We start from the raw sequence: 23,308 nt of genomic DNA, 5'->3' as shown, positions 1-23,308 counted from the left end.
GGGGAGGGCGGGTGGGTCGGGGCAGCTGGAATGCGACCCCGGCCCGGTCGCTACTTCTTCGGGGTGGTCGGGGTGGTCGGGGTAGCTGGGGTCGTCGAGGCCGTCGAGGTGGTCGAGGCCGTTGGGGCTGTCGAACCCTTCAAGCCCTCCTCGCCCTTCGACTCCGTCGAACCGTTCACCTGCGCCTTCGCCTCCGCGTTCACCTGCGCTTTCGCCTCCGCGTTCGCGTTCGCGGGCAGTGCACCGCGCTTCGTCTGGGTGCGGACCGCGCCCATGCTCGCGGCGATGACCAGCGCGATCGCGAGCGCGTCGGTGAGCGACAGCGCCTGACTCAGGACGAGGAACCCGGCGGTCGCGGCGATGGCCGGCTCCAGGCTCATCAGGATCGCGAAGGTGGGGGCGGGCAGCCGGCGCAGCGCGAGGAGCTCCAGCGTGTACGGCAGCACCGAGGACATCAGCGCGACGGCCAGACCCAACCCGATCGTCGACGGCACGAGCAGCTTGTCGCCCGCCTCCACGATGCCGAACGGCAGCGACAGGACGGCGCCGAACGCCATCGCCAGCGCCAGCCCGTCCGCCTTCGGGAAGCGGCGCCCGGTGCGGGCACTGAAGACGATGTACGTCGCCCACATCGCGCCGGCGGCCAGCGCGAACGCCGCGCCCAGGGGATCGAGGCGGTCGAAGCCGCCGCCGCCGAGCAGGACGACACCGCCGAGGGCGAGACCCGCCCACAGCACGTTCATCAGCCGGCGCGAGGCGATCACCGACAGGAGCAGCGGGCCCAGGACCTCCAGGGTGACCGCGGCGCCGAGCGGGATCCGGTCGGCGGACTGGTAGAAGAGGATGTTCATGCCGGCCATCGCGGCGCCGAAGGCGACGATGGTGCCCCAGTCGGCGCGGCGGTAGCCGCGGACCTTGGGCCGGCAGACGATCAGCAGCACGGTGGCGGCGAGGACGAGGCGCAGGGTGACGACGCCGAGGGCGCCGGCGCGCGGCATGAGCAGGACGGCGACAGCCGATCCGAACTGCACGGAGAGCCCACCGGCCACGACGAGCGCGACGGGCCCGAGGCGAGTGGCACGGGAGGCGGCGGAAGCGGCCCCGGTCGCGGCGGCGTCGGACGCGGAACCGGGCTCGGGCACGGAACCGGGTACGGAACCGGGCGCGGGTACGGAGACGGCCTCGGGCACGGAGACGGCGGCGATGTCCTTGACCGGGCTGTCCACCGGCTCACTCCTCGGATAGTTCATTTCACTGGACTACCAGTCCAGAATAGTAGACTCGTCAAGCGGAGTCCGACTCTCACGCTACGAGCCCGTGCGCGCCGCGTGAAATGCCGATTGGGCTGCGGTTATGCTCCGGACGCATGGTCCTAGAGCTGCGCCACCTGCGCGCCTTCCTCGCCATCGCCGAAGAAGGCAACGTGACCCGGGCCGCCGCCCGCCTCCACCTCACCCAGCCCGCCGTCTCCCGCACGCTCGCCGCCCTGGAGACCCACCTCGGCGCCCGGCTCGTCGACCGGTCCACGCACCACCTCTCCCTCACCCCCGAGGGCCGCGCCTTCCGCGACCGGGCCGCCTCCGCGGTCGCCGCGTTCGACGCGGCGGTCGACCCCGCCCGCCTCCGGCACCGGCCCCTGCGCCTCGGCCACGCATGGTCGGCCTTCGGGCCGTACACCACACCTCTCCTGCGCCGATGGCAGCGCGAACACCCCGAGACGCCGCTCGAACTCCTGCGGATCGACGACCGAACCGCCGGACTCGCACGCGGCGACGTGGACGCGGCGTTGCTGCGCGGGCCGGTGGACGCGCCGGGGCTCGCGACGGAGGAGCTGACCACGGAACCCCGGGTGGCCGCACTGCCGGCCGACAGCCCGCTGGCGGAACGTCCGGGGCTGACCCTGGGTGACCTGGCGACCGAGACCGTGGTCCTCAACACGGTCTCGGGCACGACGGGCCTCGACCTGTGGCCGCCCGGGGCTCGACCCGCCGGCACCCTCACGGTCGGCAACACCGACGACTGGCTGACCGCGATCGCGGCGGGCCGGGGCATCGGCGTCTCATCCGTCTCGACGGCGGACATGCACCCGCACCCCGGGGTGACCTACCGCCCCCTGACGGACGCACCGCCCATCCACGTGGTCCTGGCCTGGCGGGACACCTCCCCACACCCGGCGACCCCACTGCTGGTGGCGCTGGCCCACGAACTCGCGAGGGAGGGGTGAGCGGGGAGGGGAGAGGGGGGAGGGGGGAGGGGGGAGCGGGGAGCGGGGAGCGGGGAGCGGGGAGCGGGGAGCGGGGAGCGCTTGGGGTGGAGGTGGGCCGGGGGCCTGGGGCGACGGGGTGGGCGCGCTTCGGCGTCGAGCGTCACCCGAGGCGGGCGGACAGGATGGGGGTCTTCGCGCCGAGGGCCCGGGAGGGGGCGGGGACTTGGCGGAGGTGCTTGGGGCGGGCAGGTCTTCGTTTGCTTCTGGTGGTTGGCCGCCCTCTCTCCGAGTGTGGCGGGTTGCGGCGCCGCTTCAAGGGCGCTCCTTCGTCGCGTCGCTGCGCGATGGGCTGCGCCCACCCTTGACCCGTCGCCTCCACCCGCCTTTTCACACTCGGAGGGCGGCCCGGGGAAGGGGTCCAGGCGGGGGGCCGGGGGCGCGCAGCGCCGTCGGCCCCCGTCGGGTCCGGGGGGGTTCAGCGCAGCCATTGAATGGGGCAGTCGGGCACGGCTTAGCGGATGCGACTCGATTCCTGGCTGGGATTCATGCCCCGCTGGTCAATGTCCGGTGGTGGGTGAAGCCGAATCCAAGAGCCCTTGGGATGGTTGCCGACCCGGGCGGGCCTCTCCACCCGGCCCGGTCCATCCCGGCAGGCGGAGTCATCCCGAATGACGCTAGCGCGTACATTACTCGCGGTAACTGGACGGGATATGGGACTTCGCGGGTCATTTCGGACTCTCGGGAGGCTTAATGTACGCCGTAGCGTCATTGCACGGTCGAATACCGACGGGCGATGGGACCGGCGTGACGGATGGGACCCACCCGGCCTGCCACCCCGCGCGACCCCTGCGCCTGCCCCTGCCCCTGCCCCTGGCCCGTCCTAGCAATGCTGGCTGCGGATTCGGCTTCACCACCACCGGAGAATGACCAGCGGGGCATGAATCCCCGCCAAGACACGACGGATTGCCGCTAAGCCCTGCCGGGTCACCCCATTCAATGGGAGCGGGAAGCCACCCCCGGACCCGACGGCCGCCTACGGCGCCCGGGGCACCCCGAACCCCCCGCCTGGCCCCTTCCCCGGGCCGCCCTCCGAGTGTGAAAAGGCAGCCGGGACCGGGCGGTCAAGGGTGGGCGCAGCCCATCGCGCAGCGACGCGACGAGGAACGAGGAGCGCCCTTGAGGGCACGGACCCGGCTGCCACACTCGGAGAGAGGGCGGCCAACCACCAGAAACAAACGGGGAACGCCCGCCCCAAGAGCCAGACCCCCACCCCCTACAGCGGCACGTCCTCCCCCGCCGGGAAGGGGCCCCCGTGGCCCGGGACGATGGTGTCCGCGGCCGCCAGGACGCGGAGGCGCGAGGTGCGGTGGGTGTCGCGGTGCGGGGCCACCGGGTCCTCGGCCGGCCCGTCCGGGCGCCACCAGAGGTCGCCCACGAAGGCGACCACCCCGTCCGCCGTGCCCGCGAGCAGGGTGATGTCCTCGGGGCTGTGCCCGGGCGTCCGGATCAGGCGCAGCGACGGCGTCAGCTCGTACCCCTCGGCGTCCCGGTCGGTCCACTGGTCGTGCAGGTACTCCGCCTTGTGGTCGTGGACCCGCGCCTGCCCGAACAGGCCCACGTTCATGGTGTTGTCGGGGTGGTGGTGGCTGAGCACCACGTCGGTGATGTCGTCGGGGCCGAGGCCCAGTTCCGCGAGCGGCCCGAGGATGCGGTCGCGGCTCGCCACCATGCCGGGGTCGATGATCACGTGCCGGTCGCCGTCGGAGACGTAGGAGACGGTGGCGGCGACCCCGGGCCCCGTGGAGAGGGTGTAGCCGGTGGTCAGGATCTTGTGGACGGCGCTGTTGCCGCGGGGCCGGTCGTTGTCCCGGGCGGTCTCTCGGTCGATCACTCGCTCTGTCATGCCTCAAGCTTCGTCCCCCGTAGCGGAGTTCCGTGAGTGGCCTTGCTGCCACCCATCGCGGGTTTTGTGCCACACTCCGCGCCATGCCGTTCCTCTCCGTCGCCGCGTACGCGCCGCCCCGCGTCGGCATGCTCGCCGTCGGTGTCGTCGCGGAGGTCTTCGGCGCTCCCCCGGCGGGTCTTCCCCGCTTCGACTTCGCGCTCTGCTCCGACCGGCCGGGGCAGGTCTCGACCGATCTCGGGGTGCCGCTGGCGGTCGAGCACGGCCTCGACCGGCTCGCCGTCGCCGATCTCGTACTCGTCCTCCCCTGGGCCGATTTCCGGGTGCCGCCGCCCGACCCGGTGCTCGACGCGCTCCGTGCCGCGCACGCGCGCGGCGCGCTGGTGGGGGCGCATTGCGTGGGCGCGTTCGCCCTCGCCGCCGCCGGGCTGCTCGACGGTCTGCGGGCCACGACCCACTGGCGGTTCGCCGAGCTGCTGGCCCGTCGCCACCCGGCCGTCACCGTCGAGGCGGACGCCCTCTACGTCGACGAGGGCCGGGTCCTGACGGGCGCGGGCGCGGCCGCCGGATTCGACCTGTGCCTGCATCTGGTGCGCCGCGAGTACGGCGCCGCCGCCGCCAACACCGTGGCCCGCGACCTGGTGCTGCCGCCCCATCGGGACGGCGGGCAGGCCCAGTACCTCGTCGCCCCCGTTCCGGAGGACGGCGAGGACGAGCGGCTCGCGGAGGTGCTCGCGTGGGCCCGGGCGCACCTGCACGAGCCGCTGCCCGTCGCGGAGCTGGCGCGGCGCGCCCTGATGAGCCGGCGGTCCTTCGCCCGCCGGTTCGCCGCGGCGACCGGGACGACGCCGCACGCCTGGGTCCTCGGCCTGCGGCTGAGCCGGGCGGAGGAGCTTCTGGAGACCACGGAGTTGCCGGTCGAGGAGATCGCCCGGCTGGTCGGCTACGGCTCCGCCGCCGTTCTGCGCGAGCAGTTCGTCCGCCGCCGGGGCGTGCCGCCCCGCACCTATCGCCGTACGTTCGGCCGCATCTCGATCGCGTAGGCCGGGGAGGTCCTACGGCAGAAGCGGCGGAGCGGCCGGACCGGTCCGCTCCGGCCGATCAGGCGGGACCGTCCGCCTCGCCGCCCGGTTCAGCGCCCTTCGCACCGCCCGGTTCAGCGCCCTTCTCGCCGCCCGCCGTCTCCCATTCCTCCTCCAGTTTCCGTGCCAGGACCTCGGCCAGGTGGCGTCCCTTGCGGTCCGACAGGTGGGCCAGTTGGGTGCGGCACGAGTAGCCGTCCGCGAGGACCACGGCGTCCTCGCCGGCCGCCCGTACCGACGGGAGCAGCTGGTCCTCCGCGCAGGCCACCGAGACATCGTAGTGGCCGGGTTCGAAGCCGAAGTTGCCGGCGAGGCCGCAGCAGCCGCCGCTCAGTTCGCCGGTGAGGCCGGCGCGTTCCCGTAGCCGGCGCTCGGCCCCGTCGCCGAGGACGGTGTGCTGGTGGCAGTGGGTCTGGCCGACGACCTCGCGGTCCACGCGAGGCGGTTCCCAGTCGGGGGCGAACTCCTCCAGCGCCTGGGCGAAGGTCCTTACGGAGGAGGCCAGTCGGGCGGCCCGGGGGTCGTCCGGCAGCAGTTCCGGCAGGTCGGTCCGGAGGGTGGCCGCGCAGGAGGGTTCGAGGACGACCACGGGGTGCTCGGGGCCGTCGCCCAGCGCGTCGAGCGTCCGGCGCATCACCTTGCGGGCGCGGTCGAGCTGGCCCGTCGAGACGTAGGTGAGCCCGCAGCAGACCCGGCCCGGTGGCAGGCCCACCCGCACGCCGGCCGCGCCGAGGACGCGGACAGCCGCCCGGCCGACCTCGGGGGACAGGTGGTTGGTGAAGGTGTCCGGCCACACGAGGACGTCCGAGGGCGCTCCGAGCCGTGCCCCGAACCAGGAGACGAACGTCCGCGGCGCGACCCGCGGCAGCGGCCGTTCCGGGGTCGCCCCGGCCAGGCGGGCCGAGAACGGCAGGACGCGGGCCGCGTTCAGCAGCGGGCCCGCCCAGCGCAGCCACTGCGGCAGCCGTCCCATGGTGACGTGCGACCAGGGCCGCCGCCTGTCCTGGTAGTAGTGGTGCAGGAACTCGGCCTTGTAGGCGGCCATGTCCACGCCCACGGGGCAGTCGCTGCGGCAGCCCTTGCAGGACAGGCACAGGTCCAGCGCCTCGTGGACCTCCTCCGACCGCCAGCCGTCGGTGATCACCTCGCCGAGCGCCATCTCGTGCAGCAGCCGTGCCCGTCCCCGGGTGGAGTGCCGCTCCTCGCCGGTGGCGCGGTAGCTGGGGCACATGACGTCGGCGGCCGGACTCGGGCCGTCCACCCGGCACTTGGCGACGCCGACGCAGCGGGCCGCGTCCGGGACGAGGGTCAGCCCCTTGAAGCGCAGGTTCCGGTCGAGTTTCCCCGGGCGGACCAGCATCCCGGGGTTCAGGCCGGCTCGGGGGTCCCACACGTCCTTGACCTGCCCGAAGAGCCCGACGAGCTCGGGTCCGTACATCTTCGGCAGGAGTTCGGCCCGGGCCTGTCCGTCGCCGTGCTCCCCCGACAGCGAACCGCCGTGTGCCACCACGAGGTCGGCCGCGGCCTCGGAGAAGCGCCGGAAGTGCTTCACCCCCGCCGGGGTCCACAGGTCGAAGTCGATGCGGACGTGGACGCACCCGTCACCGAAGTGGCCGTACGGCGTCCCCCGCAGCCCGTACTCCTTCAACAGCCGTCGGAAGTCCCGCAGGTAGGCCCCGAGCCGGGCGGGCGGCACCGCGCAGTCCTCCCATCCCGGCCAGGCGGCGGTCCCGTCCGGCATCCGTGTGGCCGTCCCGGCGGCGTCCTCGCGGATCCGCCACAGGGCCCGTTGCGCGGCGGGGTCCGTCACCACCGCGGCGTCCAGCGCGTCGGCGGCCCGGACCAGCGCCCGCGCGGCGGGTTCGCCGTCCGCCTCGACGAACAGCCAGGCGCCGCCGCGCGGGAGTCCGCTCGCGCCCTGTACGAGGTCGGCCGCCATGCCCTCGACCGTGAGCGCACCACGGGCCGCGAGGCCGGCCGCCGCGTCGGCGGCGGCGCTCTCGTCCGGGTATCCGAGGACGGCGAGGATGGGCTCGGCCGGGGCGGCCACCAGGCGGACCGTGGCCTCCGTCAGGATCCCGAGCGTGCCCTCGCTGCCGCAGAAGGAGCGCGCCACGTCCGCGCCGCGTTCCGGGAGCAGCGCGTCGAGGGCGTAGCCGGAGATGCGCCGGGGCAGGCCCTCGGGGTAGCCGGTCCTGAGCAGCGCCAGGTTCGCCTCGACCAGTTCCCGCAGGCCGTCCGGCGCGCCCTGCCCGTCGCGGCCGGGGCGCAGGCGTGTGCCCCCGTAGGTGAGGACGTCGAGTTCCCGGACGTTGTCGGCGGTCGTGCCCCAGGCGACGGAGTGCGCGCCGCACGCGTTGTTGCCGATCATTCCGCCGAGGGTGCAGCGGCTGTGCGTGGACGGGTCGGGCCCGAAGGTCAGTCCGTGCGGGCGGGCGGCCTCGCGGAGCCGGTCGAGGACCACGCCGGGCTGGACGACGGCAGTCCTGGTGTCGGGGTCGAGGGACACGATGGCGCGCATGTGGCGTGTGAAGTCGAGCACGACGCCGGCGCCGGTGGCCTGTCCCGCGATCGACGTGCCGCCGCCTCGGGCGACGACCGGGACCTCGTGGGTGCGGCACACGGCGAGGGCGGCGGCCACGTCCGCCGCGTCCCGCGGGGCGACGACGCCCAGTGGTACACGGCGGTAGTTGGACGCGTCCATCGTCACGAGGGCCCGCGCACCCGCGCTGAAGTCGACGTCTCCGCCGACGGCCCGTCGCAGTTCCTGAGCAAGATCCCCGGGTTCCACCATGGGGACAGAATGTCCCACCGGGTGTCTCATCCGGCGGACATCGTCCGCCGCCACCCCCGCGACCCGATACGCTCCGCCTCGTGGCTGAGATCCAGATTCCCGCTGACATCAAGCCCGCCGACGGCCGTTTCGGCGCGGGCCCCTCCAAGGTGCGTACGGAGGCGCTGGACGCCCTGGCCGCCACCGGCGCCTCTCTGCTCGGCACGTCCCACCGCCAGGCCCCGGTCAAGAACCTGGTCGGCGAGGTACGTGCCGGTGTGCGTGACCTCTTCTCGCTGCCCGAGGGATACGAGGTGATCCTGGGCAACGGCGGCTCGACCGCGTTCTGGGACGTCGCGACCCACGGGCTCATCGAGAACAAGTCCCAGCACCTCACCTTCGGCGAGTTCTCCTCCAAGTTCGCGAAGGCCGCGAAGCTGGCCCCGTGGCTGGCCGAGCCGACCGTGATTTCCTCCGACCCGGGCACCCACCCGGAGCCGAAGGCCGAGGCGGGCGTCGACGTCTACGCGTACACGCACAACGAGACCTCCACCGGTGTCGCCGCGCCCGTCAAGCGTGTCGCGGGCGCCGACGAGGGCGCGCTGGTCCTGGTCGACGCGACCTCGGGTGCGGGCGGTCTGCCGGTCGACATCACCGAGTCGGACGTCTACTACTTCGCCCCGCAGAAGTCCTTCGCCGCCGAGGGCGGCCTGTGGCTGGCGGCGTTCTCCCCGGCGGCACTGGAGCGTGCGGCGCGCGTCCACGCGTCGGGCCGGCACATCCCGGAGTTCTTCTCGCTGCCGACGGCGATCGACAACTCGCTGAAGAACCAGACGTACAACACCCCGGCGCTGTCGACCCTCTTCCTGCTGAACGAGCAGCTCAAGTGGATCAACGGCCAGGGTGGTCTGGACTGGGCCGTGGCCCGTACGGGTGCCTCCTCGCAGGCGCTGTACGGCTGGGCCGAGGAGTCGAAGCACGCCACGCCGTTCGTGACGGATCCGGCCAAGCGTTCGCAGGTCATCGGCACGATCGACTTCTCGGACGAGGTCGACGCTGCGGCGGTCGCCAAGGTGCTGCGCGCCAACGGCATCGTGGACACCGAGCCGTACCGGAAGCTGGGCCGCAACCAGCTGCGGATCGCGATGTTCCCGGCGATCGACCCGGCGGACGTGCAGGCGCTGACCGCCTGCATCGACTACGTGATCGAGAAGCTGTAACGGCGGATCCGGTCCCGCGGGGGCCCGGCATCGGACATGGCCGATGCCGGGCCCCCGCGCGTGCGGGGCAGGGTGCGGGGGCGGGCCCGGCGACCCGCGTCTCAGCGGCGGCGCAGGAGGCGCTTGCCGCCGATGACGAGGGCGGTGGCCGCGCCGAGGACGAGCACCCCGAGCGTGAAGCTGCCCTGCTCCCCCTGGCCGGCACCGGCGTCCTTGCCGCCGTCCCCGGGCTTCGACGGCCCCGCGCCGCCGTCCCCGGACGGCTTCGCCCCGTCCTTCTTCTCGACGTCGACCCGGACGACCCGGCTCTCCTTGCCTTCCGAGCCGAACATCAGCGCCGAGCCGTCCGCCGTATAGGTGACGGACTCGGCCTGCCCCTGGAAGGGCGCCCCGGGTGACACCCCGTCGCCCACGATGCGCCCGTTCTTCCAGTCGTACACGCGGGCACTGAAGTAGCCGCGCAGGACCAGCCGTTCGCCGTCGGGCGAGAACGCGCCGTCCGTCACCCAGGGCACCTCGCCGACCCGCCGGAAGACGTTCTTCCCGCTGGTGGAGAGCCGGGCCGGGCCCTCGTACAGGGCGCCGCCGCCCTCGCGCTTGCTGGCGATGTAGACCCGGCCTGTCTTCGGATGGACCATCAGGGCCTCGGCGTTGCGGGCCCCGTCCGCGTACGTCACGTCGTACTGGGTCGCCCGGACCGTCTGGTCCCCCAGCCGCTTCGGCTCGGCGAAGCGGTAGATCCAGACGTGGTCCCAGGAGCCGTCGAGGTTGTCGCCGATGTCGCCGACGTAGAGGTAGCCGTCCGGGCCGAGGGAGACGGCCTCCATGTCGCGGGGTGTGCCGACGCCCTTCAGGGTGAGGGTCGCGACCGTCTCGCCCGTGCGGGAGTCGATGCCGTAGATCAGCGGCGCGTCCTGGTCGTTGTGCGTCCAGTAGACGCCGGGGTGGGCCCGGCTCGCGGCGAGTCCGCTGGACTCGGTGATCCGCGGATCCTTGATCGTGAAGTCCCGGTCGGCGGCGCCGTCCTCGGCGGGGGCCGCGGCGCCGGCGACCGCTCCCGCCTCCTGGGAGGCGCCGGCGGGCACCGCCGTGAGCAGGACGAGGGCCGCCGTACCGGTGGCGCACAGAAACGATCGCATGCCCTCAAGCCTGCCACGGCGGCCGGGAGGTGGCCCGGATCACGTCGCAGCCCTCGGCCGCCGTCCGCGATGATGGGAGCCATGCGTTTTATGTTCGTCGGCGACAGCATGACCATCGGACGCGCCGGCGACTACACCTGGCGTTACCGCATGTGGCAGCACCTGGAGTCGGTCCTGCCGGGACGGTACGAGATCGTCGGCCCGCGCACGGAGCTGTACGACACCGCCGCGGACGCCCCCCGCTCGCACGCCTACGCCGACCCGGCCTTCCCCGCGCCCGCCCGCCGCCATCTCGCCGGCTGGGGCGAGGGCTGGCTGCACATGGCGCCGGTCGTCGGCGAGGCGGTCGCCACCACCCGGACGGACGTCCTCCTCGTCTCGCTGGGCCTGATCGACCTCGGCTTCTACACCGACAGCGACCAGACGGCGGAGAACGTGCACGCCTTCGTGGCCGCCGCGCGCTCGGCGAACCCGCACGTCAAGGCCGTGCTGCTGCCGGTCATCCCGAACGTCCGGGCGGAGTCCGACGGCCCCTTCGCCGCCGACTGCCACCGCTTCAACGTCCTGCTCGCCAAGGCGGTCGCGGACCTGGACACGGCCGCCTCCCCGCTGCTCCTCGCGACGATCCCGGAGTCGTACGACATCCACACGGACACCTACGACGGCACCCACCCCGGTCCGACCGGCGAGCACAAGCTGGCGGCGGCGTTCGCGGACGCGATGCACCAGGCGTGGGGCATCGGCGCCGCCTACGGCAGCGCGCACGGCGCCGGGGTGACGGCCGGCGCCTGATCCCGGTACGGCGTCCGCCGACGGCGAACCCGCCCGCGCCCGCCGGAGCAGGGGTGTTCGACTGTCGGCATGGAGATCCTGATTCTGGGTGGAACGGCATGGCTCGGCCGGGAGCTGGCCCGGCAGGCGGTCGGGCGCGGGCACCGGGTGACCTGCCTGGCCCGCGGCGAGAGCGGCGAGGTCGCCGACGGCGCCCGGCTGGTGGCCGCCGACCGGGCCGGCGGCCCGCGTGCCTACGCGCCGCTCCTCGACCGCGGCTGGGACGCGGTCGTCGAGGTGTCCTGGCAGCCGGGGTTCGTCCGGGAGGCCCTGGCCGCGCTGGGCGACCGCGCCCGGCACTGGACCTACGTCTCCTCGGTGAGCGCCTACGCCTCCCACGCCGAGCTCGGCGCGGACGAGTCCGCGGCCCTGCTGCCCCCGACCGACCGGGACGAGGCGGACCGCGAGGGCTACGGCGAGGCGAAGTCGGCCTGTGAGCAGGCGTCGGCGGCCGCCGTGGGCGACCGCCTCCTGATCGCCCGCGCGGGTCTCATCGGCGGCCCCGGCGACGCCAGCGGGCGCTCCGGCTACTGGGCGGCCCGCGCCGCCCGCGATCCGCTGGGGCCGATGCTGGTGCCCGACGAACCGGCGATCGCGACGCAGGCCGTCGACGTACGGGACCTCGCCGGCTGGCTGCTGGACTGTGCGGAGAAGGGCACGGCCGGCACCTTCGACGCCGTCGGCCCGGTCGTGCCGTTCACCGAGTGGATCGAGCTGTCCCGCACCGCCGGCGGGCACACCGGCCCGGTGGTCACCGCCGACTCCGCCTGGCTGCTCGCGCAGGGGGTGGCCGAGTACATGGGGCCCGGGTCGTTGCCGATGTGGGTGGTCGAGCCCGGCTGGGAGGGATGGTCGAGCCGGAGCGGCGCGGCGGCGTCCGCGGCGGGCCTGCGGCACCGTCCGCGGGCGGAGCTGCTGGCCGACACGGTCCGCTGGGAGCGTGCGGAGGGCCTGGACCGCGACCGGCGGGCCGGGCTGAGCGCCGCGCGGGAGCGCGAACTGCTCACGGCCCTGGCCGCGCACCGCGGCTGACGGCCCGCCGGGCGGCCCTCGCGGGACTGCGGAGGCCGGCGCCGCCGTCCCCTTCTGAGGCCGGGACACGTCCCAAGGCACAGCTCAGCGCCCTGGGACGGCCGGGACGTGGCCGGAGGCCCCTTCTCGTGTGCCGCCGGGGGGCGGCGCTGCAGCAGAGTGGCGACCGAAGTGATCGCCACTTCTCCTGCCGGACACGACACACAGGAGCACCTGTCCCATGCTCAAGAGGCTCACCACGAAGGCCGCCCTGGTCGCCACGTCGGCCGCACTGCTCGGCGCGACGCTGACCGGCGGCACCGCGTCCGCGGCCACCACGTCTCCCTACATCGGCGACGGCTACACCAACAACACACACGCCGTGTGGTGCGTGCAGCGTCTGATCAACTACGCGATCGACCGGGGCTACTACTACGGTCTCGCCAAGGTCGCCGAGGACGGCAAGTGGGGTCCGAAGACCAAGGGGGCCGTGATCTTCGCCCAGCGGAGCAACGGGTTCCCGGCCGACGGGATCGTCGGGCCGCAGACGGGCGACCAGCTGATGATGGACGGCGACCCGTACTACACCGGCGGCGGCGCGGGCGACGGCTACTGCCACACGTACGTCCCCACCACCTACTGAGCCGGCGGGCGCGTGCGGGAGCACGCCCCCGGTTCCGGCCGGAACCGCCTCACGCCGCGCGCGTGAGGCGGTTCGCCAGGGTCGACAGGGTGTACGCGCCGATGCCGAGGACGACCTCCAGCGCGTTCTGACGGGTGTAGCCGTGCCGGAAGAAGCGCTCCAGGTCCTCGTCGCCCACCGCGCCCGACGAGGCGATGACCTGATGGGTGAACTCCCGGACGGCCTCCAGCCGGGCCGGGTCCTCCGCCGGGCCCAGCCTGGCGAGCTTCGCCTCGTGGATGCGGACGCAGAGGTGGCACTGGTTGCGGGTGGCGACCGTCAGGACGACGGTCTCGCGGGAGTGCGGATCGAGCGTCGTGGACTCGAAGAGCGCGCTCATCTTCAGGAAGCCGTCCAGCGTGTGCGGTGAGGCGGCCATGCGGCCGACGGCCTGCGGCAGATGCCCCCAGGCGGCGGTCACGGACTCCATGGCGGGCCGGGCGGCGGCGGGGGCGGTCTCGACGGTGTGGTCGGTGAACAAGGGGCGGCTCCTGGGCAGGCGCGGGCACACATGAGAGAATCGACAACATGGTTGACCCTGTCGACGAGAGAAACGTAAACCAGGTTGTCGATAACGGCAAGGGGTTCGAGCTGCCGCTCCTCCTCTTCGGCGGCTTCCGCACCCTGATCGACCGCCTCCACGCCGAGCTCGCCCGCCAGGGCCACCCCGAGCTCCGCCCCGCGCACGGCTTCGCCATGCAGGCCGTCGGCGCCCACGGCGCGACCGCGAGCGACATCGGACGGCGGCTCGGCGTCTCGAAGCAGGCCGCGGGGAAGACCGTCGACCGGCTCCTCGCCGCCGGCTACGCCGAGCGGGCCGACGACCCCGCCGACGCCCGCCGCAAGCTCGTCCGCCTCACCCCGCGCGGCCTCGACGCGCTCGCCCGCTCGGCCGCCGTCTTCGACGAGCTGCGCGCGGAGTGGGCGGCCACGCTGGGCCCGGAGCGGGTCCGGGACCTGGAGGCGGCGCTGCGCACCGTCGTACCGGCGGAGACGACCTACCGGCTGGACGCCACGAGCTGGCTCGGCGGCACCTGACCCCGGAGCCGCTCCGGAACCGCTCCGGAGCCCGCCCCGCACGGCGAGGAGCCGTACGCCCGCGCCGCCCGCCCGCGCGACGAGGAGCCGTAGGTCCGCGCACCCGCCGCGCCCCGCACGGCGAGGAGCCGCGAACCCGCCCTCCCGCCCCGTGGGACGCCGACGGCCGCCGTCGCGGACGAGGCGACGGCGGCCGTCGGGCAAGGGGACGGGACGGCTACGCACTCACCAGGCGAAGGCCTCCGGGGAGGGCCCCGGGCCGGGGAAGATCTCGTCCAGACCGGCCAGCAGCTCCTCGCTCAGCTCCAGCTCCAGGGCGCGCAGGGCGCTCTCCAGCTGCTCGGCCGTGCGCGGGCCGACGATCGGGCCGGTGACGCCCGGACGGGTCAGGAGCCAGGCCAGGGCCGTCTCGCCGGGTTCGAGGCCGTGCTTGTCCAGCAGGTCCTCGTACGCCTGCACCTGGGCGCGGACCGTGGTGTTCGCGAGCGAGTCCGCGGACCGGCCGGAGGCGCGCCGACCGCTCTTGGCCTGCTTCTTCAGGACGCCGCCGAGGAGCCCGCCGTGCAGCGGCGACCAGGGGATGACGCCGAGCCCGTACTCCTGGGCCGCCGGGACGACCTCCATCTCGGCGCGCCGCTCCGCGAGGTTGTACAGGCACTGCTCGCTGACCAGCCCCACGGCGCCCCGGCGGGCGGCGGTCTCGTTCGCCTGGGCGATCTTGTAGCCCGGGAAGTTCGAGGAGCCCGCGTAGAGCACCTTGCCCTGCTGGATCAGGACGTCGACCGCCTGCCAGATCTCCTCGAAGGGAGTCCGCCGGTCGACGTGGTGGAACTGGTAGAGGTCGATGTGGTCGGTGCGGAGCCGCTTCAGGCTCGCCTCGACGGCACGGCGGATGTTCAGCGCCGACAACCGGTCGTGGTTGGGCCACGGGTCGCCCTCGGCGGCCATGTTGCCGTACACCTTCGTGGCGAGGACGGTCTTCTCCCGCCGGCCGCCGCCCTGGGCGAACCAGCTGCCGAGGATCTCCTCGGTGCGGCCCTTGTTCTCGCCCCACCCGTAGACGTTGGCGGTGTCGACGAAGTTCAGGCCCGCGTCGATCGCGCTGTCCAGGATGGCGTGACTGGTCGGTTCGTCTGTCTGGGGACCGAAGTTCATCGTGCCGAGGACGAGTCGGCTGACCTTGAGTCCCGTGCGTCCGAGCTGCGTGTACTTCATGAGCCCCAAGCCAACTGCTTCGAGTCCACTCGAAGCAAGGGCGTGCCCGCGGAGCGGGATCCCGGAGCGCGCGCGGGCGCCCCGCGGCGGGCGCGGCGGCGGGGGGTACGGCGGCGGGGTACGGCTCAGCCCACGACCGACGCCACCGCGATGATCGCGAACATCAGTACGAGCACGCCGGCCATGATCCGGTTACGGGTCTTCGGGTCCACCCGTCGAGGTTAACCCGGGCCCGGACCGTGCTCCGCCCCGCCCAGGGGCCAGGAGCCGACCGTCTCGTAGCGCGGCCGTTCGCCCGACACCCCGGCGACCGGCAGCCGGCTGCGCACGAGGGCCAGCTCGGAGACCTCCCAGCGGGTGCCCTCGAAGGTGTCGAGCGCGGCGGCGAAAGGCCGCAGATCCCGGTCCGTACGGGCCCGGGCGACGGTGAGGTGGGCCTGGTAGCGGCGGTGCTCGTCCATCGGCACGCCCGCCCGGCGGGCGGCCGCGTCGGCGCGCTCGGCGAGCAGCCGCATCTCGTCCAGGTCGCCGGCCGCCCCCACCCACAGCGCGCGGCGGCCGAAGTGGCCGCCCCGGTGGAGGCGGAGCGGGAACGGCGCGGTGCGGTGCGCGGCTCGGGCGAGACGCGCGTGGAGGTCGGGCAGCAGGTCCTCGTCGACCTCGCCCATGAAGGCGAGCGTGAAGTGCCAGCCCGGCCGGGCGGTCCAGCGCAGGTCGTCCGCACCGGGCAGCCGGCTCAGACGGTCCACGGCCCGGCCGAGCTCGGCCTGCTGCTCCGCGGGCGGCGACACCGCGGCGAAAAGCCTCATGTGACGAGTCTGGCAGCGACTACCGTCGGCGGGATGGAGATCACGATCAGGAAAGGCGGGTCCGACGACGTTCCCGCGATACTCGCGATGCTCGACGGCGCGGTCGTCTGGCTGAACGGCCGGGGGATCACCGCGCAGTGGGGCACCACACCGTGGACGTCCCGGCCCGCGGCGGTGCGGACGGTCGAGGAGGTCGTCGCGTCGGGGACGCCGTGGATGGCGGAGATCGACGGGGAGCCGGCCGGGACGATGACCCTGACGCCGCACCCCGGCTCGTACGTGGCGCCGGCGGACGAGCCGGAGGTGTACGTGCACCTGCTGGCGACGGACGGGCGGTTCCACGGCCGGGGCGTGGGCGCGGCGCTGCTCGCGCACGCGGTGGAGGAGACCCGCCGGCAGGGCCTGTCCCTGCTGCGGGTGGACTGCTTCGCGGGGAGCGAGGGGCGGCTGGTGGCGTACTACGAGCGCCAGGGGTTCCGCAGGACGGAGCCGTTCACGGTCGGCGAGTGGCCCGGCCAGGTCCTGGAACAGCGCGTCACCTGACCGCCGGGAGGCGACCCGCGGACGGGCGGGGGTGCGGCCCGCAGGTGCCGGGTGCCGGCCCCGCGCGGCCGACGGACGGGGCGCGGGTGCCGGGACGGAGCGGGGGCCGGCCCGGCCCCCGCCACCGTGGCGCCCCGCACCCCTCCCGTACCGGCGTCAGGCCGCCGTGGCGAGTCGTTCGCGGGGCACGAAGCGGACCTGCGGGTGGCTGCCCTGCCAGGTGAAGGACATTCTCAGCCCGCCGACGCGCGCCAGGATCAGGCCGATCGCACCCGCCGCCGCGAGCGACATCAGGCCGCCGGTGGCGAAGCCGACCCGCGCGCCGTAGGTGTCCGTGATCCAGCCGAGCAGCGGCGCCCCGATCGGCGTGCCGCCGGCGAAGACCATCATGTAGAGGCTCATGACCCGGCCCCGCATGACGGGGTCGGTCGCCAGCTGGACGGCGGAGTTGGCGGTGATGTTGACCGTCAGCCCGAACATGCCGATCGGGACGAGCAGCAGGGCGAACAGCCAGAACGACGGCGACAGCGCCGCGGCGATCTCCAGCACGCCGAAGACGACCGCGGCTCCGACGAGCATCCGCAGCCGGGAGCTGCCCCGCCGGGCGGCCAGCAGGGCGCCGACGAGCGATCCGGCCGCCATCAGGGTGTTGAGGAAGCCGTACGTGCCGGCGCCGACGTGGAAGATGTCGTCCGAGAAGGCGGTCAGCCAGATCGGGAAGTTGAACCCGAACGTGCCGACGAAGCCGACGAGGACGATCGGCCAGATCAGGTCCGGACGGCCCGCCACGTACCGCAGGCCCTCCCGCAGCTGCCCCTTGCCGCGTGGCGCGCGTTCCGTCTTGTGGAACTCGCTCGGGCGCATCAGCAGCAGGCCGGCCAGCGGCGCGAGGAAGAACAGGCCGTTGAGCAGGAACGCCCAGCCGCTGCCGACGGTGGCGATCAGCAGGCCGGCCACGGCGGGGCCGACGAGGCGGGCGGACTGGAAGTTCGCGGAGTTCAGCGAGACGGCGTTGCGCAGCTGGTCCGGGCCGACCATCTCGGAGACGAAGGACTGGCGGCTCGGGTTGTCGACGACGGTGACCATGCCGAGCAGGAAGGCGATCAGGTAGACGTGCCAGACCTGGACGTGGCCGGAGAGCGTGAGGACGGCGAGCGCGAGTCCGCACAGGCCGAGGGCGGCCTGGCTGAAGAGGAGGATGAGCCGCTTCGGGTAGCGGTCGGCGATGACTCCGCCGTAGAGGCCGAAGAGGAGCATCGGCAGGAACTGCAGTGCCGTGGTGATGCCGACGGCGGCGGCGGAGCCCGTGAGGCTGAGGACCAGCCAGTCCTGGGTGATCCGGGCCATCCAGGTGCCGGTGTTCGAGACGATGGCGCCGGTGAAGAACAGCCGGTAGTTCCGGATCTTGAGGGAGGAGAACGTTCCACCGTTCTCGCGGGTGTGCGCACGGCCGCCGGAGATGCCGCCGCGGCGGTCGCTCTCGCAGTCGTCTCCGGGTCCCTCGCGGGTGTAGGTGTCGGATTCATGGACGGGGGCGGAGTCTGCTCCGGATCCCGTACTCAAGGTGCGTCGCCTCCTCGGCGTCGGTTACAGGTGGGCGAGCTTCTCCAGTACGGGGGCGGCCGCGCGCAGCTTGGCCCACTCGTCCTCGTCCAGACCTTCGGCCAGGGTGGCCAGCCAGGCGTTCCGCTTGCGGCGGGACTCCTCGAGCATGGCCTCGGCCTGCTCGGTCTGGCTGACGACCTTCTGCCGGCGGTCGTCGGGGTGCGGCTCGAGCCGGACCAGTCCCTTGGCTTCGAGCAGCGCCACGATGCGGGTCATCGACGGCGGCTGGACGTGCTCCTTGCGGGCCAGCTCACCGGGGGTGGCGGAACCGCAGAGCGACAGCGTGCCGAGCACCGACATCTCGGTGGGGCTCAGCGACTCGTCGACACGCTGGTGCTTGAGGCGTCGGCCCAGTCGCATGACGGAGGAGCGGAGCGCGTTCACGGCCGCGGCGTCGTCGGCTGTGCCGTGGGACAGGTCAGGCATAGTCCTTAGAGTAACTCATTACTCTACCTAAAGACCAATGCGAACCGCCGTACCGTCCACCTGGTCACGGTTCGCTCTCGATGCATCACCCAAATGAGTGAGTCAGATCCGGAAAGTGACGCCAGGGGGCCTGTCTGCCCCGACTCTGACGGCATGGGATCGACAGTGCTCAGTCTGCGCATCGACGGTGAGCTGCTCGACCGGCTCAGAAGTCACGCCGCCAAACGCGGAATGAGCGTCCAGGACTACGTGGCCCGGACGCTCATTCGCGAGGATTTCGACGAGCGGTTCAAGACCGCCGTCGACGAGACGGAGAAGTTCTACGGGGCGCCCGACGCGCCCCGCGATCACGTGAGGCCGAGCGCCGGCATCGCGTAGTAGAAGACGAAGACCGCCGAGACGACGTACATGGCCACCGGGACCTCGCGGCCCCGGCCGGTCGCGAGCCGCAGCACGCTGAAGGCGATGAAGCCGATGCCGATGCCGTTCGTGATCGAGTACGTGAACGGCATCATGACCATCGCCAGGAACGCCGGCACGGCGATGGTGAAGTCGCTCCAGTCGATGTCCTTGACGGACCCGGCCAGGATCAGGAAGCCGACCGCCAGCAGGGCGGGCGTCGCCGCCTGGGACGGGACCATCGTCGCGAGCGGCGTGAGGAACAGCGCCACCGAGAACAGCGCGCCGGTCACCACCGACGCCAGACCCGTGCGGGCCCCCTCGCCGACGCCCGCCGTGGACTCCACGAAGCAGGTGGTGGCCGAGGAGGAGGTGGCACCGCCGGAGGCGACGGCCAGGCCGTCCACCAGCAGGACCTTGTTGATGCCCGGGAAGTTGCCGTCCTTGTCCATCAGCTTGGCCTCGTCGCCGACGCCGAGGATCGTGCCCATCGCGTCGAAGAAGCAGGACAGCAGCACGGTGAAGACGAAGAGCACGCCGGTCAGCATGCCGACCTTGCCGAAGCCGCCGAACAGGCTCACCTCGCCGACGAGCCCGAAGTCGGGCGAGGCCACCGGGTTGCCCGGCCACGTCGGGGTCGTCAGACCCCAGGACGGCACGGTGGCGACGGCGTTGATCACCATCGCGACGATCGTCATGACGACGATGGAGATGAGGATCGCGCCCGGCACCTTGCGGATGATCAGCGCGAGGGTGAGCAGGGTGCCCAGGACGAAGACGAGGACCGGCCAGCCGGTGAGGTGCCCGTCGGCGCCGAGCTGGAGCGGGACGGTGGTGTGCGCGGCGTCGGGGATGCGGGAGACGAAGCCCGAGTCGACGAGGCCGATCAGCATGATGAAGAGGCCGATGCCGATCGCGATGCCCTTGCGCAGGCCGACCGGGACGGCGTTCATGACACGTTCGCGCAGCCCGGTCGCGACGAGCAGCATCACGACGATGCCGGCGAGGACGACCATGCCCATGGCGTCCGGCCAGGACATCCGCGGCGCGAGCTGGAGGGCGACGACCGTGTTGACGCCGAGGCCGGCCGCGAGCGCGATCGGGACGTTGCCGATGACGCCCATCAGGAGGGTCGTGAAGGCGGCGGTGAGCACGGTCGCGGTGACCAGCTGGCCACCGTCGAGCTGGTGCCCGTACATGTCCTTGGCGCTGCCGAGGATGATCGGGTTCAGCACGATGATGTAGGCCATCGCGAAGAACGTGGCGAAGCCGCCGCGGACCTCGCGGGCCACGGTGGAGCCGCGCTCGGAGATCTTGAAGTAGCGGTCGAGACCCGAGGCCGGTCCCTGCGGGGACGCGGGCTCCGGGACGGTGGCCTTGGCGGTGGCCGTGGTGCTCATGGGGGTGTCCTCTTGGGTATGTTCTTGGCGGTTCATACGAAGGAAACCCGCCAGAGGCAAACCGTTTCAGTATGAACACATGAACGAAGCAGCGTCCATCTCCGCGCGTAGACCCCCCGCCAGGCACCCCATCCGGTGCCCGCGGACCGGCCCGCGGGGACCGCCCGGACAGGACCTAGACTGGCCGCATGGCGAAGTGGACCCCCCGACACGAGGCACCCGAGCCCCTGGAGGGGCCCGTCGTCGCCACCATCACCGGCGGCACGATCCTCTGGTTCGTGCTCTTCCTGGTGCAGGTCCCCTTCTACGGCTGGTTCGACGACCGCGACCTGACCTGGTGGGTCTGGACCTGCCTGGCCGGGGCCGGGCTCGGCCTGATCGGCATCTGGTACGTCCGCAAGCGCGACGCGGCGATCAAGCGGGACGAGGCCCGGCGGGCGGCCGAGGCCGGCAGCGCGCCCGGGGCCGACGGCACGGCCCCGTAGTACCGGGGGACCATTCCGCTCCTCCCCCGGTCTGATCTTCGGATACCTCGGCGGGTGAACGGCCCGCTCCGGCCGTACCGTCGAAAACATGACTCAGCGGGCGAAGATCGACACGGGCGACGACACGACCGCGGCGCCCGAACCCCCCGTCGTGCACCGAGTCGACGGGCTCACCTCCGCCGAGGTGGCCGAGCGGGTGGCCCGTGGCGAGGTCAACGACGTACCCCTCCGGTCCAGCCGCTCCACCGCCGACATCGTCCGCGGCAACGTCTTCACCCGCTTCAACGCGATCATCGGCGTCCTCTGGGTGGTCATGCTCTGCGTGGCGCCGATCCAGGACAGCCTCTTCGGCTTCGTGATCATCGCCAACACGGGCATCGGCATCATCCAGGAGCTGCGGGCCAAGAAGACCCTCGACGGGCTCGCCGTCATCGGCGAGGCCAGGCCGACCGTCCGCCGCGACGGGGCGGCCGTCGAGGTCTCCACCTCCGGGATCGTCCTCGGAGACCTCATCGAACTCGGACCCGGCGACAAGGTCGTGGTCGACGGCGAGGTGGCCGAGGCCGACAGCCTGGAGATCGACGAGTCGCTGCTGACCGGCGAGGCCGACCCCGTCGTGAAGAAGCCCGGCGACCGGATGATGTCGGGCTCCTTCGTCGTCGCGGGCGGCGGCGCCTTCACCGCCACCAAGGTCGGCCGCGAGGCGTACGCCGCCCAGCTGGCCGAGGAGGCCTCCCGTTTCACCCTGGTCCACTCCGAGCTGCGCAGCGGCATCTCCACGATCCTCAAGTACGTGACGTGGATGATGATCCCCACCGCGCTCGGCCTCGTCATCAGCCAGCTCGTCGTCAAGGACGACAACTTCAAGGACGCCGTCGCCCGCACCGTCGGCGGCATCGTCCCGATGATCCCCGAGGGCCTGGTCCTGCTCACCTCCGTCGCCTTCGCGATCGGCGTCATCCGGCTCGGCCGCAAGCAGTGCCTGGTGCAGGAGCTGCCGGCCATCGAGGGCCTCGCCCGGGTCGACGTCGTCTGCCTCGACAAGACGGGCACGCTGACCGAGGGCGGCATGGACGTCACCGAGCTGCGGCCGCTGGGCGGCGCGGACGAGGCGTACGTGCGCAAGGTCCTGGGCTCCCTCGGCGAGTCCGACCCCCGGCCGAACGCCTCGCTCCAGGCCGTCATCGACGCCTACCCCGACAACGAGGACTGGCGCTGCACGCAGGCGCTGCCCTTCTCGTCCGCCCGCAAGTACAGCGGCGCCGCCTTCAGCGAGGGCAACGGCGAGAACTCGTCCTGGCTCCTCGGCGCCCCCGACGTCCTGCTGCCGGCCGGCGACCCGGCCCTCGCCGAGATCGACCGGCTCAACGAGCAGGGCCTGCGCGTCCTGCTCCTGGCCCGCACCACCCGCGAACTCGACTCCGCCGACGTGGCCCACGGCGCCCGCGCCACCGCCCTCGTCGTCCTCGAACAGCGGCTGCGGCCCGAAGCGGCCGACACCCTGGCCTACTTCGCCGACCAGAACGTCGCCGCCAAGGTCATCTCCGGCGACAACGCCGTCTCGGTCGGCGCGGTGGCCGGAAAGCTCGGCCTGGCGGGCGCCGAGAACACCGTCGACGCCCGCCGGCTGCCCACCGAGCGCGAGGAGATGGCCACAGCCCTCGACGCGCACACGGTCTTCGGCCGGGTCACCCCGCAGCAGAAGCGCGACATGGTCGGCGCGCTCCAGTCCCGCGGCCACACCGTCGCGATGACCGGCGACGGCGTCAACGACGTCCTCGCCCTCAAGGACGCGGACATCGGCGTCTCCATGGGCTCCGGCTCCGAGGCGACCCGTGCCGTCGCCCAGATCGTGCTGCTGAACAACTCGTTCGCGACGCTGCCGTCGGTGGTCGCCGAGGGCCGCCGGGTCATCGGCAACATCACGCGGGTGGCGACCCTCTTCCTCACCAAGACGGTCTACTCCGTCCTGCTGGCGGTCCTGGTGGTCTGCTCGCAGGTCGAGTACCCGTTCCTGCCACGGCACCTGACCCTGCTGTCCACACTGACGATCGGCGTCCCGGCCTTCTTCCTCGCGCTCGCCCCCAACAAGGAACGCGCCAAGCCGCACTTCGTGAAGCGCGTGATGCGGTACGCGATCCCGGCCGGCATCGTCGCCGCGGCGGCCACCTTCGCCACGTACCTGCTCGCCCGCCACCACTACAGCGGCCCGGGCGCCCTGGACGCCGAGACGAGCGCGGCGACGCTGACGCTCTTCCTCGTCTCCATGTGGGTTCTGGCGATCATCGCCCGCCCCTACACGTGGTGGCGCATCCTGCTGGTCGCCTCGATGGGCGGCGCGTTCCTGCTGGTGCTCGTCGTGCCCTGGCTCCAGGACTTCTTCGCGCTGAAACTCGTGGGCACGACGATGCCGTGGACGGCGGTGGCGATCGCCGCCGCCGGCGCGGTCGTCCTGGAGTTCGCGTGGCGGTGGGTGGACCGGAGGTTCCCCGCCTGAGCCGCGGGCGCAGGTCCCTCCCCGGGACGGGATCCGGCCGGACT

The 23,308-nt window shown here is 72.9% G+C and carries 20 protein-coding genes and 1 pseudogene; 11 read left to right on the top strand and 10 right to left on the bottom strand.

Going from position 1 to position 23,308, the window contains the following annotated elements:
• Window positions 1-239 precede the first annotated feature (239 nt).
• Window positions 240-1,250: pseudogene (locus tag ACGFZF_RS30640) on the bottom strand (DMT family transporter); the annotation flags it as partial.
• Window positions 1,251-1,366: 116 nt separating this feature from the next.
• Here ACGFZF_RS30640 and ACGFZF_RS30635 point away from each other — a divergent pair.
• Entirely contained in the window at window positions 1,367-2,224 is an 858-nt protein-coding gene (locus tag ACGFZF_RS30635) for a LysR family transcriptional regulator (protein ID WP_393559443.1), read from the top strand.
• 1,255 nt (window positions 2,225-3,479) lie between these two features.
• On the opposite strand, the gene ACGFZF_RS30630 is transcribed toward ACGFZF_RS30635, so the two are convergent.
• Window positions 3,480-4,109: an MBL fold metallo-hydrolase gene (locus ACGFZF_RS30630; RefSeq protein WP_393559441.1), complete on the bottom strand. Its 630-nt coding sequence runs from the start codon at window positions 4,107-4,109 to the stop codon at window positions 3,480-3,482.
• Window positions 4,110-4,192: 83 nt separating this feature from the next.
• Between ACGFZF_RS30630 and ACGFZF_RS30625 the strand changes: the two genes are divergently transcribed.
• Window positions 4,193-5,152, top strand: coding sequence for a GlxA family transcriptional regulator (locus ACGFZF_RS30625; RefSeq protein WP_393559439.1), 960 nt, complete (start codon window positions 4,193-4,195; stop codon window positions 5,150-5,152).
• Window positions 5,153-5,210: 58 nt separating this feature from the next.
• Here ACGFZF_RS30625 and ACGFZF_RS30620 read toward each other — a convergent pair whose 3' ends face one another.
• Entirely contained in the window at window positions 5,211-7,985 is a 2,775-nt protein-coding gene (locus ACGFZF_RS30620) for an FAD-binding and (Fe-S)-binding domain-containing protein (RefSeq protein ID WP_393559437.1), read from the bottom strand.
• An 80-nt stretch (window positions 7,986-8,065) separates the two neighbouring features.
• Here ACGFZF_RS30620 and serC point away from each other — a divergent pair, with 80 nt between their 5' ends.
• Window positions 8,066-9,184, top strand: coding sequence for a phosphoserine transaminase (gene serC, locus ACGFZF_RS30615; protein ID WP_356609034.1), 1,119 nt, complete (start codon window positions 8,066-8,068; stop codon window positions 9,182-9,184).
• A gap of 101 nt (window positions 9,185-9,285) precedes the next feature.
• On the opposite strand, the gene ACGFZF_RS30610 is transcribed toward serC, so the two are convergent.
• Complete coding sequence (locus ACGFZF_RS30610) at window positions 9,286-10,323, bottom strand: WD40 repeat domain-containing protein (RefSeq protein ID WP_393559434.1); 1,038 nt, start codon at window positions 10,321-10,323, stop codon at window positions 9,286-9,288.
• Between the two features lie 81 nt (window positions 10,324-10,404).
• Here ACGFZF_RS30610 and ACGFZF_RS30605 point away from each other — a divergent pair, with 81 nt between their 5' ends.
• From ACGFZF_RS30605 to ACGFZF_RS30595, 3 genes are all read left to right on the top strand, one after another.
• Entirely contained in the window at window positions 10,405-11,115 is a 711-nt protein-coding gene (locus ACGFZF_RS30605) for a GDSL-type esterase/lipase family protein (protein WP_393559432.1), read from the top strand.
• 69 nt (window positions 11,116-11,184) lie between these two features.
• Window positions 11,185-12,186 carry an oxidoreductase gene (locus ACGFZF_RS30600; RefSeq protein ID WP_393559430.1) on the top strand — a complete coding sequence of 334 codons (1,002 nt, stop codon included), beginning with the start codon at window positions 11,185-11,187 and terminating at the stop codon, window positions 12,184-12,186.
• Window positions 12,187-12,406: 220 nt separating this feature from the next.
• Window positions 12,407-12,808, top strand: coding sequence for a peptidoglycan-binding protein (locus ACGFZF_RS30595; protein ID WP_393559427.1), 402 nt, complete (start codon window positions 12,407-12,409; stop codon window positions 12,806-12,808).
• A 49-nt stretch (window positions 12,809-12,857) separates the two neighbouring features.
• On the opposite strand, the gene ACGFZF_RS30590 is transcribed toward ACGFZF_RS30595, so the two are convergent.
• On the bottom strand, window positions 12,858-13,328 hold the full coding sequence (locus tag ACGFZF_RS30590) for a carboxymuconolactone decarboxylase family protein (RefSeq protein WP_393559425.1): 471 nt from the start codon (window positions 13,326-13,328) through the stop codon (window positions 12,858-12,860).
• Between the two features lie 47 nt (window positions 13,329-13,375).
• Between ACGFZF_RS30590 and ACGFZF_RS30585 the strand changes: the two genes are divergently transcribed.
• Window positions 13,376-13,885: a MarR family winged helix-turn-helix transcriptional regulator gene (locus tag ACGFZF_RS30585; protein ID WP_356609046.1), complete on the top strand. Its 510-nt coding sequence runs from the start codon at window positions 13,376-13,378 to the stop codon at window positions 13,883-13,885.
• 225 nt (window positions 13,886-14,110) lie between these two features.
• On the opposite strand, the gene ACGFZF_RS30580 is transcribed toward ACGFZF_RS30585, so the two are convergent.
• Both ACGFZF_RS30580 and thpR read right to left on the bottom strand, forming a co-directional pair.
• The gene (locus tag ACGFZF_RS30580; protein ID WP_393559422.1) at window positions 14,111-15,100 is read right to left on the bottom strand and encodes an aldo/keto reductase; all 990 of its coding nucleotides are present in this window, start codon (window positions 15,098-15,100) and stop codon (window positions 14,111-14,113) included.
• Between the two features lie 221 nt (window positions 15,101-15,321).
• Window positions 15,322-15,909 carry an RNA 2',3'-cyclic phosphodiesterase gene (gene thpR, locus ACGFZF_RS30575; protein WP_393559420.1) on the bottom strand — a complete coding sequence of 196 codons (588 nt, stop codon included), beginning with the start codon at window positions 15,907-15,909 and terminating at the stop codon, window positions 15,322-15,324.
• Between the two features lie 33 nt (window positions 15,910-15,942).
• Here thpR and ACGFZF_RS30570 point away from each other — a divergent pair, with 33 nt between their 5' ends.
• Complete coding sequence (locus tag ACGFZF_RS30570; RefSeq protein ID WP_393559418.1) at window positions 15,943-16,452, top strand: GNAT family N-acetyltransferase; 510 nt, start codon at window positions 15,943-15,945, stop codon at window positions 16,450-16,452.
• Between the two features lie 156 nt (window positions 16,453-16,608).
• Here the strand turns inward: ACGFZF_RS30570 and ACGFZF_RS30565 are convergent, their stop codons facing one another.
• Both ACGFZF_RS30565 and ACGFZF_RS30560 read right to left on the bottom strand, forming a co-directional pair.
• Window positions 16,609-18,015 carry an MFS transporter gene (locus tag ACGFZF_RS30565; protein ID WP_393559416.1) on the bottom strand — a complete coding sequence of 469 codons (1,407 nt, stop codon included), beginning with the start codon at window positions 18,013-18,015 and terminating at the stop codon, window positions 16,609-16,611.
• 24 nt (window positions 18,016-18,039) lie between these two features.
• The gene (locus tag ACGFZF_RS30560) at window positions 18,040-18,483 is read right to left on the bottom strand and encodes a MarR family winged helix-turn-helix transcriptional regulator (protein WP_123457423.1); all 444 of its coding nucleotides are present in this window, start codon (window positions 18,481-18,483) and stop codon (window positions 18,040-18,042) included.
• Between the two features lie 153 nt (window positions 18,484-18,636).
• Between ACGFZF_RS30560 and ACGFZF_RS30555 the strand changes: the two genes are divergently transcribed.
• Window positions 18,637-18,861 (top strand): hypothetical protein, encoded by a 225-nt coding sequence (locus tag ACGFZF_RS30555; RefSeq protein ID WP_147978509.1) that lies wholly within the window; start codon window positions 18,637-18,639, stop codon window positions 18,859-18,861.
• On the opposite strand, the gene ACGFZF_RS30550 is transcribed toward ACGFZF_RS30555, so the two are convergent.
• A complete protein-coding gene (locus ACGFZF_RS30550) occupies window positions 18,831-20,282 on the bottom strand; it encodes an NCS2 family permease (protein ID WP_393559413.1) in 1,452 nt (483 codons plus the stop codon). The genes ACGFZF_RS30555 and ACGFZF_RS30550 overlap by 31 nt on opposite strands.
• Window positions 20,283-20,470: 188 nt before the next feature.
• Here ACGFZF_RS30550 and ACGFZF_RS30545 point away from each other — a divergent pair, with 188 nt between their 5' ends.
• Both ACGFZF_RS30545 and ACGFZF_RS30540 read left to right on the top strand, forming a co-directional pair.
• The gene (locus ACGFZF_RS30545) at window positions 20,471-20,767 is read left to right on the top strand and encodes a DUF2530 domain-containing protein (RefSeq protein WP_393559411.1); all 297 of its coding nucleotides are present in this window, start codon (window positions 20,471-20,473) and stop codon (window positions 20,765-20,767) included.
• An 88-nt stretch (window positions 20,768-20,855) separates the two neighbouring features.
• Window positions 20,856-23,264: an HAD-IC family P-type ATPase gene (locus ACGFZF_RS30540; RefSeq protein ID WP_393559408.1), complete on the top strand. Its 2,409-nt coding sequence runs from the start codon at window positions 20,856-20,858 to the stop codon at window positions 23,262-23,264.
• Window positions 23,265-23,308: the final 44 nt, after the last annotated feature.

Origin of the sequence: Streptomyces sp. NPDC048338 (assembly GCF_043201055.1) — a bacterium.
GTDB lineage: Bacteria > Actinomycetota > Actinomycetes > Streptomycetales > Streptomycetaceae > Streptomyces.
The sequence above is the reverse complement of the archived record's forward strand: the minus strand, read 5'-3'. Positions and strand labels throughout refer to the sequence as shown.

Coding starts and splice junctions, on each gene's coding strand:
- ACGFZF_RS30540 (WP_393559408.1), top strand. CDS start 20,856: ATGACTCAGCGGGCGAAGATCGACACGGGCGACGACACGACCGCGGCG.
- ACGFZF_RS30585 (WP_356609046.1), top strand. CDS start 13,376: ATGGTTGACCCTGTCGACGAGAGAAACGTAAACCAGGTTGTCGATAAC.
- ACGFZF_RS30600 (WP_393559430.1), top strand. CDS start 11,185: ATGGAGATCCTGATTCTGGGTGGAACGGCATGGCTCGGCCGGGAGCTG.
- ACGFZF_RS30620 (WP_393559437.1), bottom strand. CDS start 7,985: ATGGTGGAACCCGGGGATCTTGCTCAGGAACTGCGACGGGCCGTCGGC.
- ACGFZF_RS30550 (WP_393559413.1), bottom strand. CDS start 20,282: ATGAGCACCACGGCCACCGCCAAGGCCACCGTCCCGGAGCCCGCGTCC.
- ACGFZF_RS30635 (WP_393559443.1), top strand. CDS start 1,367: ATGGTCCTAGAGCTGCGCCACCTGCGCGCCTTCCTCGCCATCGCCGAA.
- ACGFZF_RS30555 (WP_147978509.1), top strand. CDS start 18,637: ATGGGATCGACAGTGCTCAGTCTGCGCATCGACGGTGAGCTGCTCGAC.
- ACGFZF_RS30610 (WP_393559434.1), bottom strand. CDS start 10,323: ATGCGATCGTTTCTGTGCGCCACCGGTACGGCGGCCCTCGTCCTGCTC.
- ACGFZF_RS30560 (WP_123457423.1), bottom strand. CDS start 18,483: ATGCCTGACCTGTCCCACGGCACAGCCGACGACGCCGCGGCCGTGAAC.
- ACGFZF_RS30570 (WP_393559418.1), top strand. CDS start 15,943: ATGGAGATCACGATCAGGAAAGGCGGGTCCGACGACGTTCCCGCGATA.
- ACGFZF_RS30545 (WP_393559411.1), top strand. CDS start 20,471: ATGGCGAAGTGGACCCCCCGACACGAGGCACCCGAGCCCCTGGAGGGG.
- thpR (WP_393559420.1), bottom strand. CDS start 15,909: ATGAGGCTTTTCGCCGCGGTGTCGCCGCCCGCGGAGCAGCAGGCCGAG.
- ACGFZF_RS30630 (WP_393559441.1), bottom strand. CDS start 4,109: ATGACAGAGCGAGTGATCGACCGAGAGACCGCCCGGGACAACGACCGG.
- ACGFZF_RS30625 (WP_393559439.1), top strand. CDS start 4,193: ATGCCGTTCCTCTCCGTCGCCGCGTACGCGCCGCCCCGCGTCGGCATG.
- ACGFZF_RS30580 (WP_393559422.1), bottom strand. CDS start 15,100: ATGAAGTACACGCAGCTCGGACGCACGGGACTCAAGGTCAGCCGACTC.
- ACGFZF_RS30605 (WP_393559432.1), top strand. CDS start 10,405: ATGCGTTTTATGTTCGTCGGCGACAGCATGACCATCGGACGCGCCGGC.
- ACGFZF_RS30595 (WP_393559427.1), top strand. CDS start 12,407: ATGCTCAAGAGGCTCACCACGAAGGCCGCCCTGGTCGCCACGTCGGCC.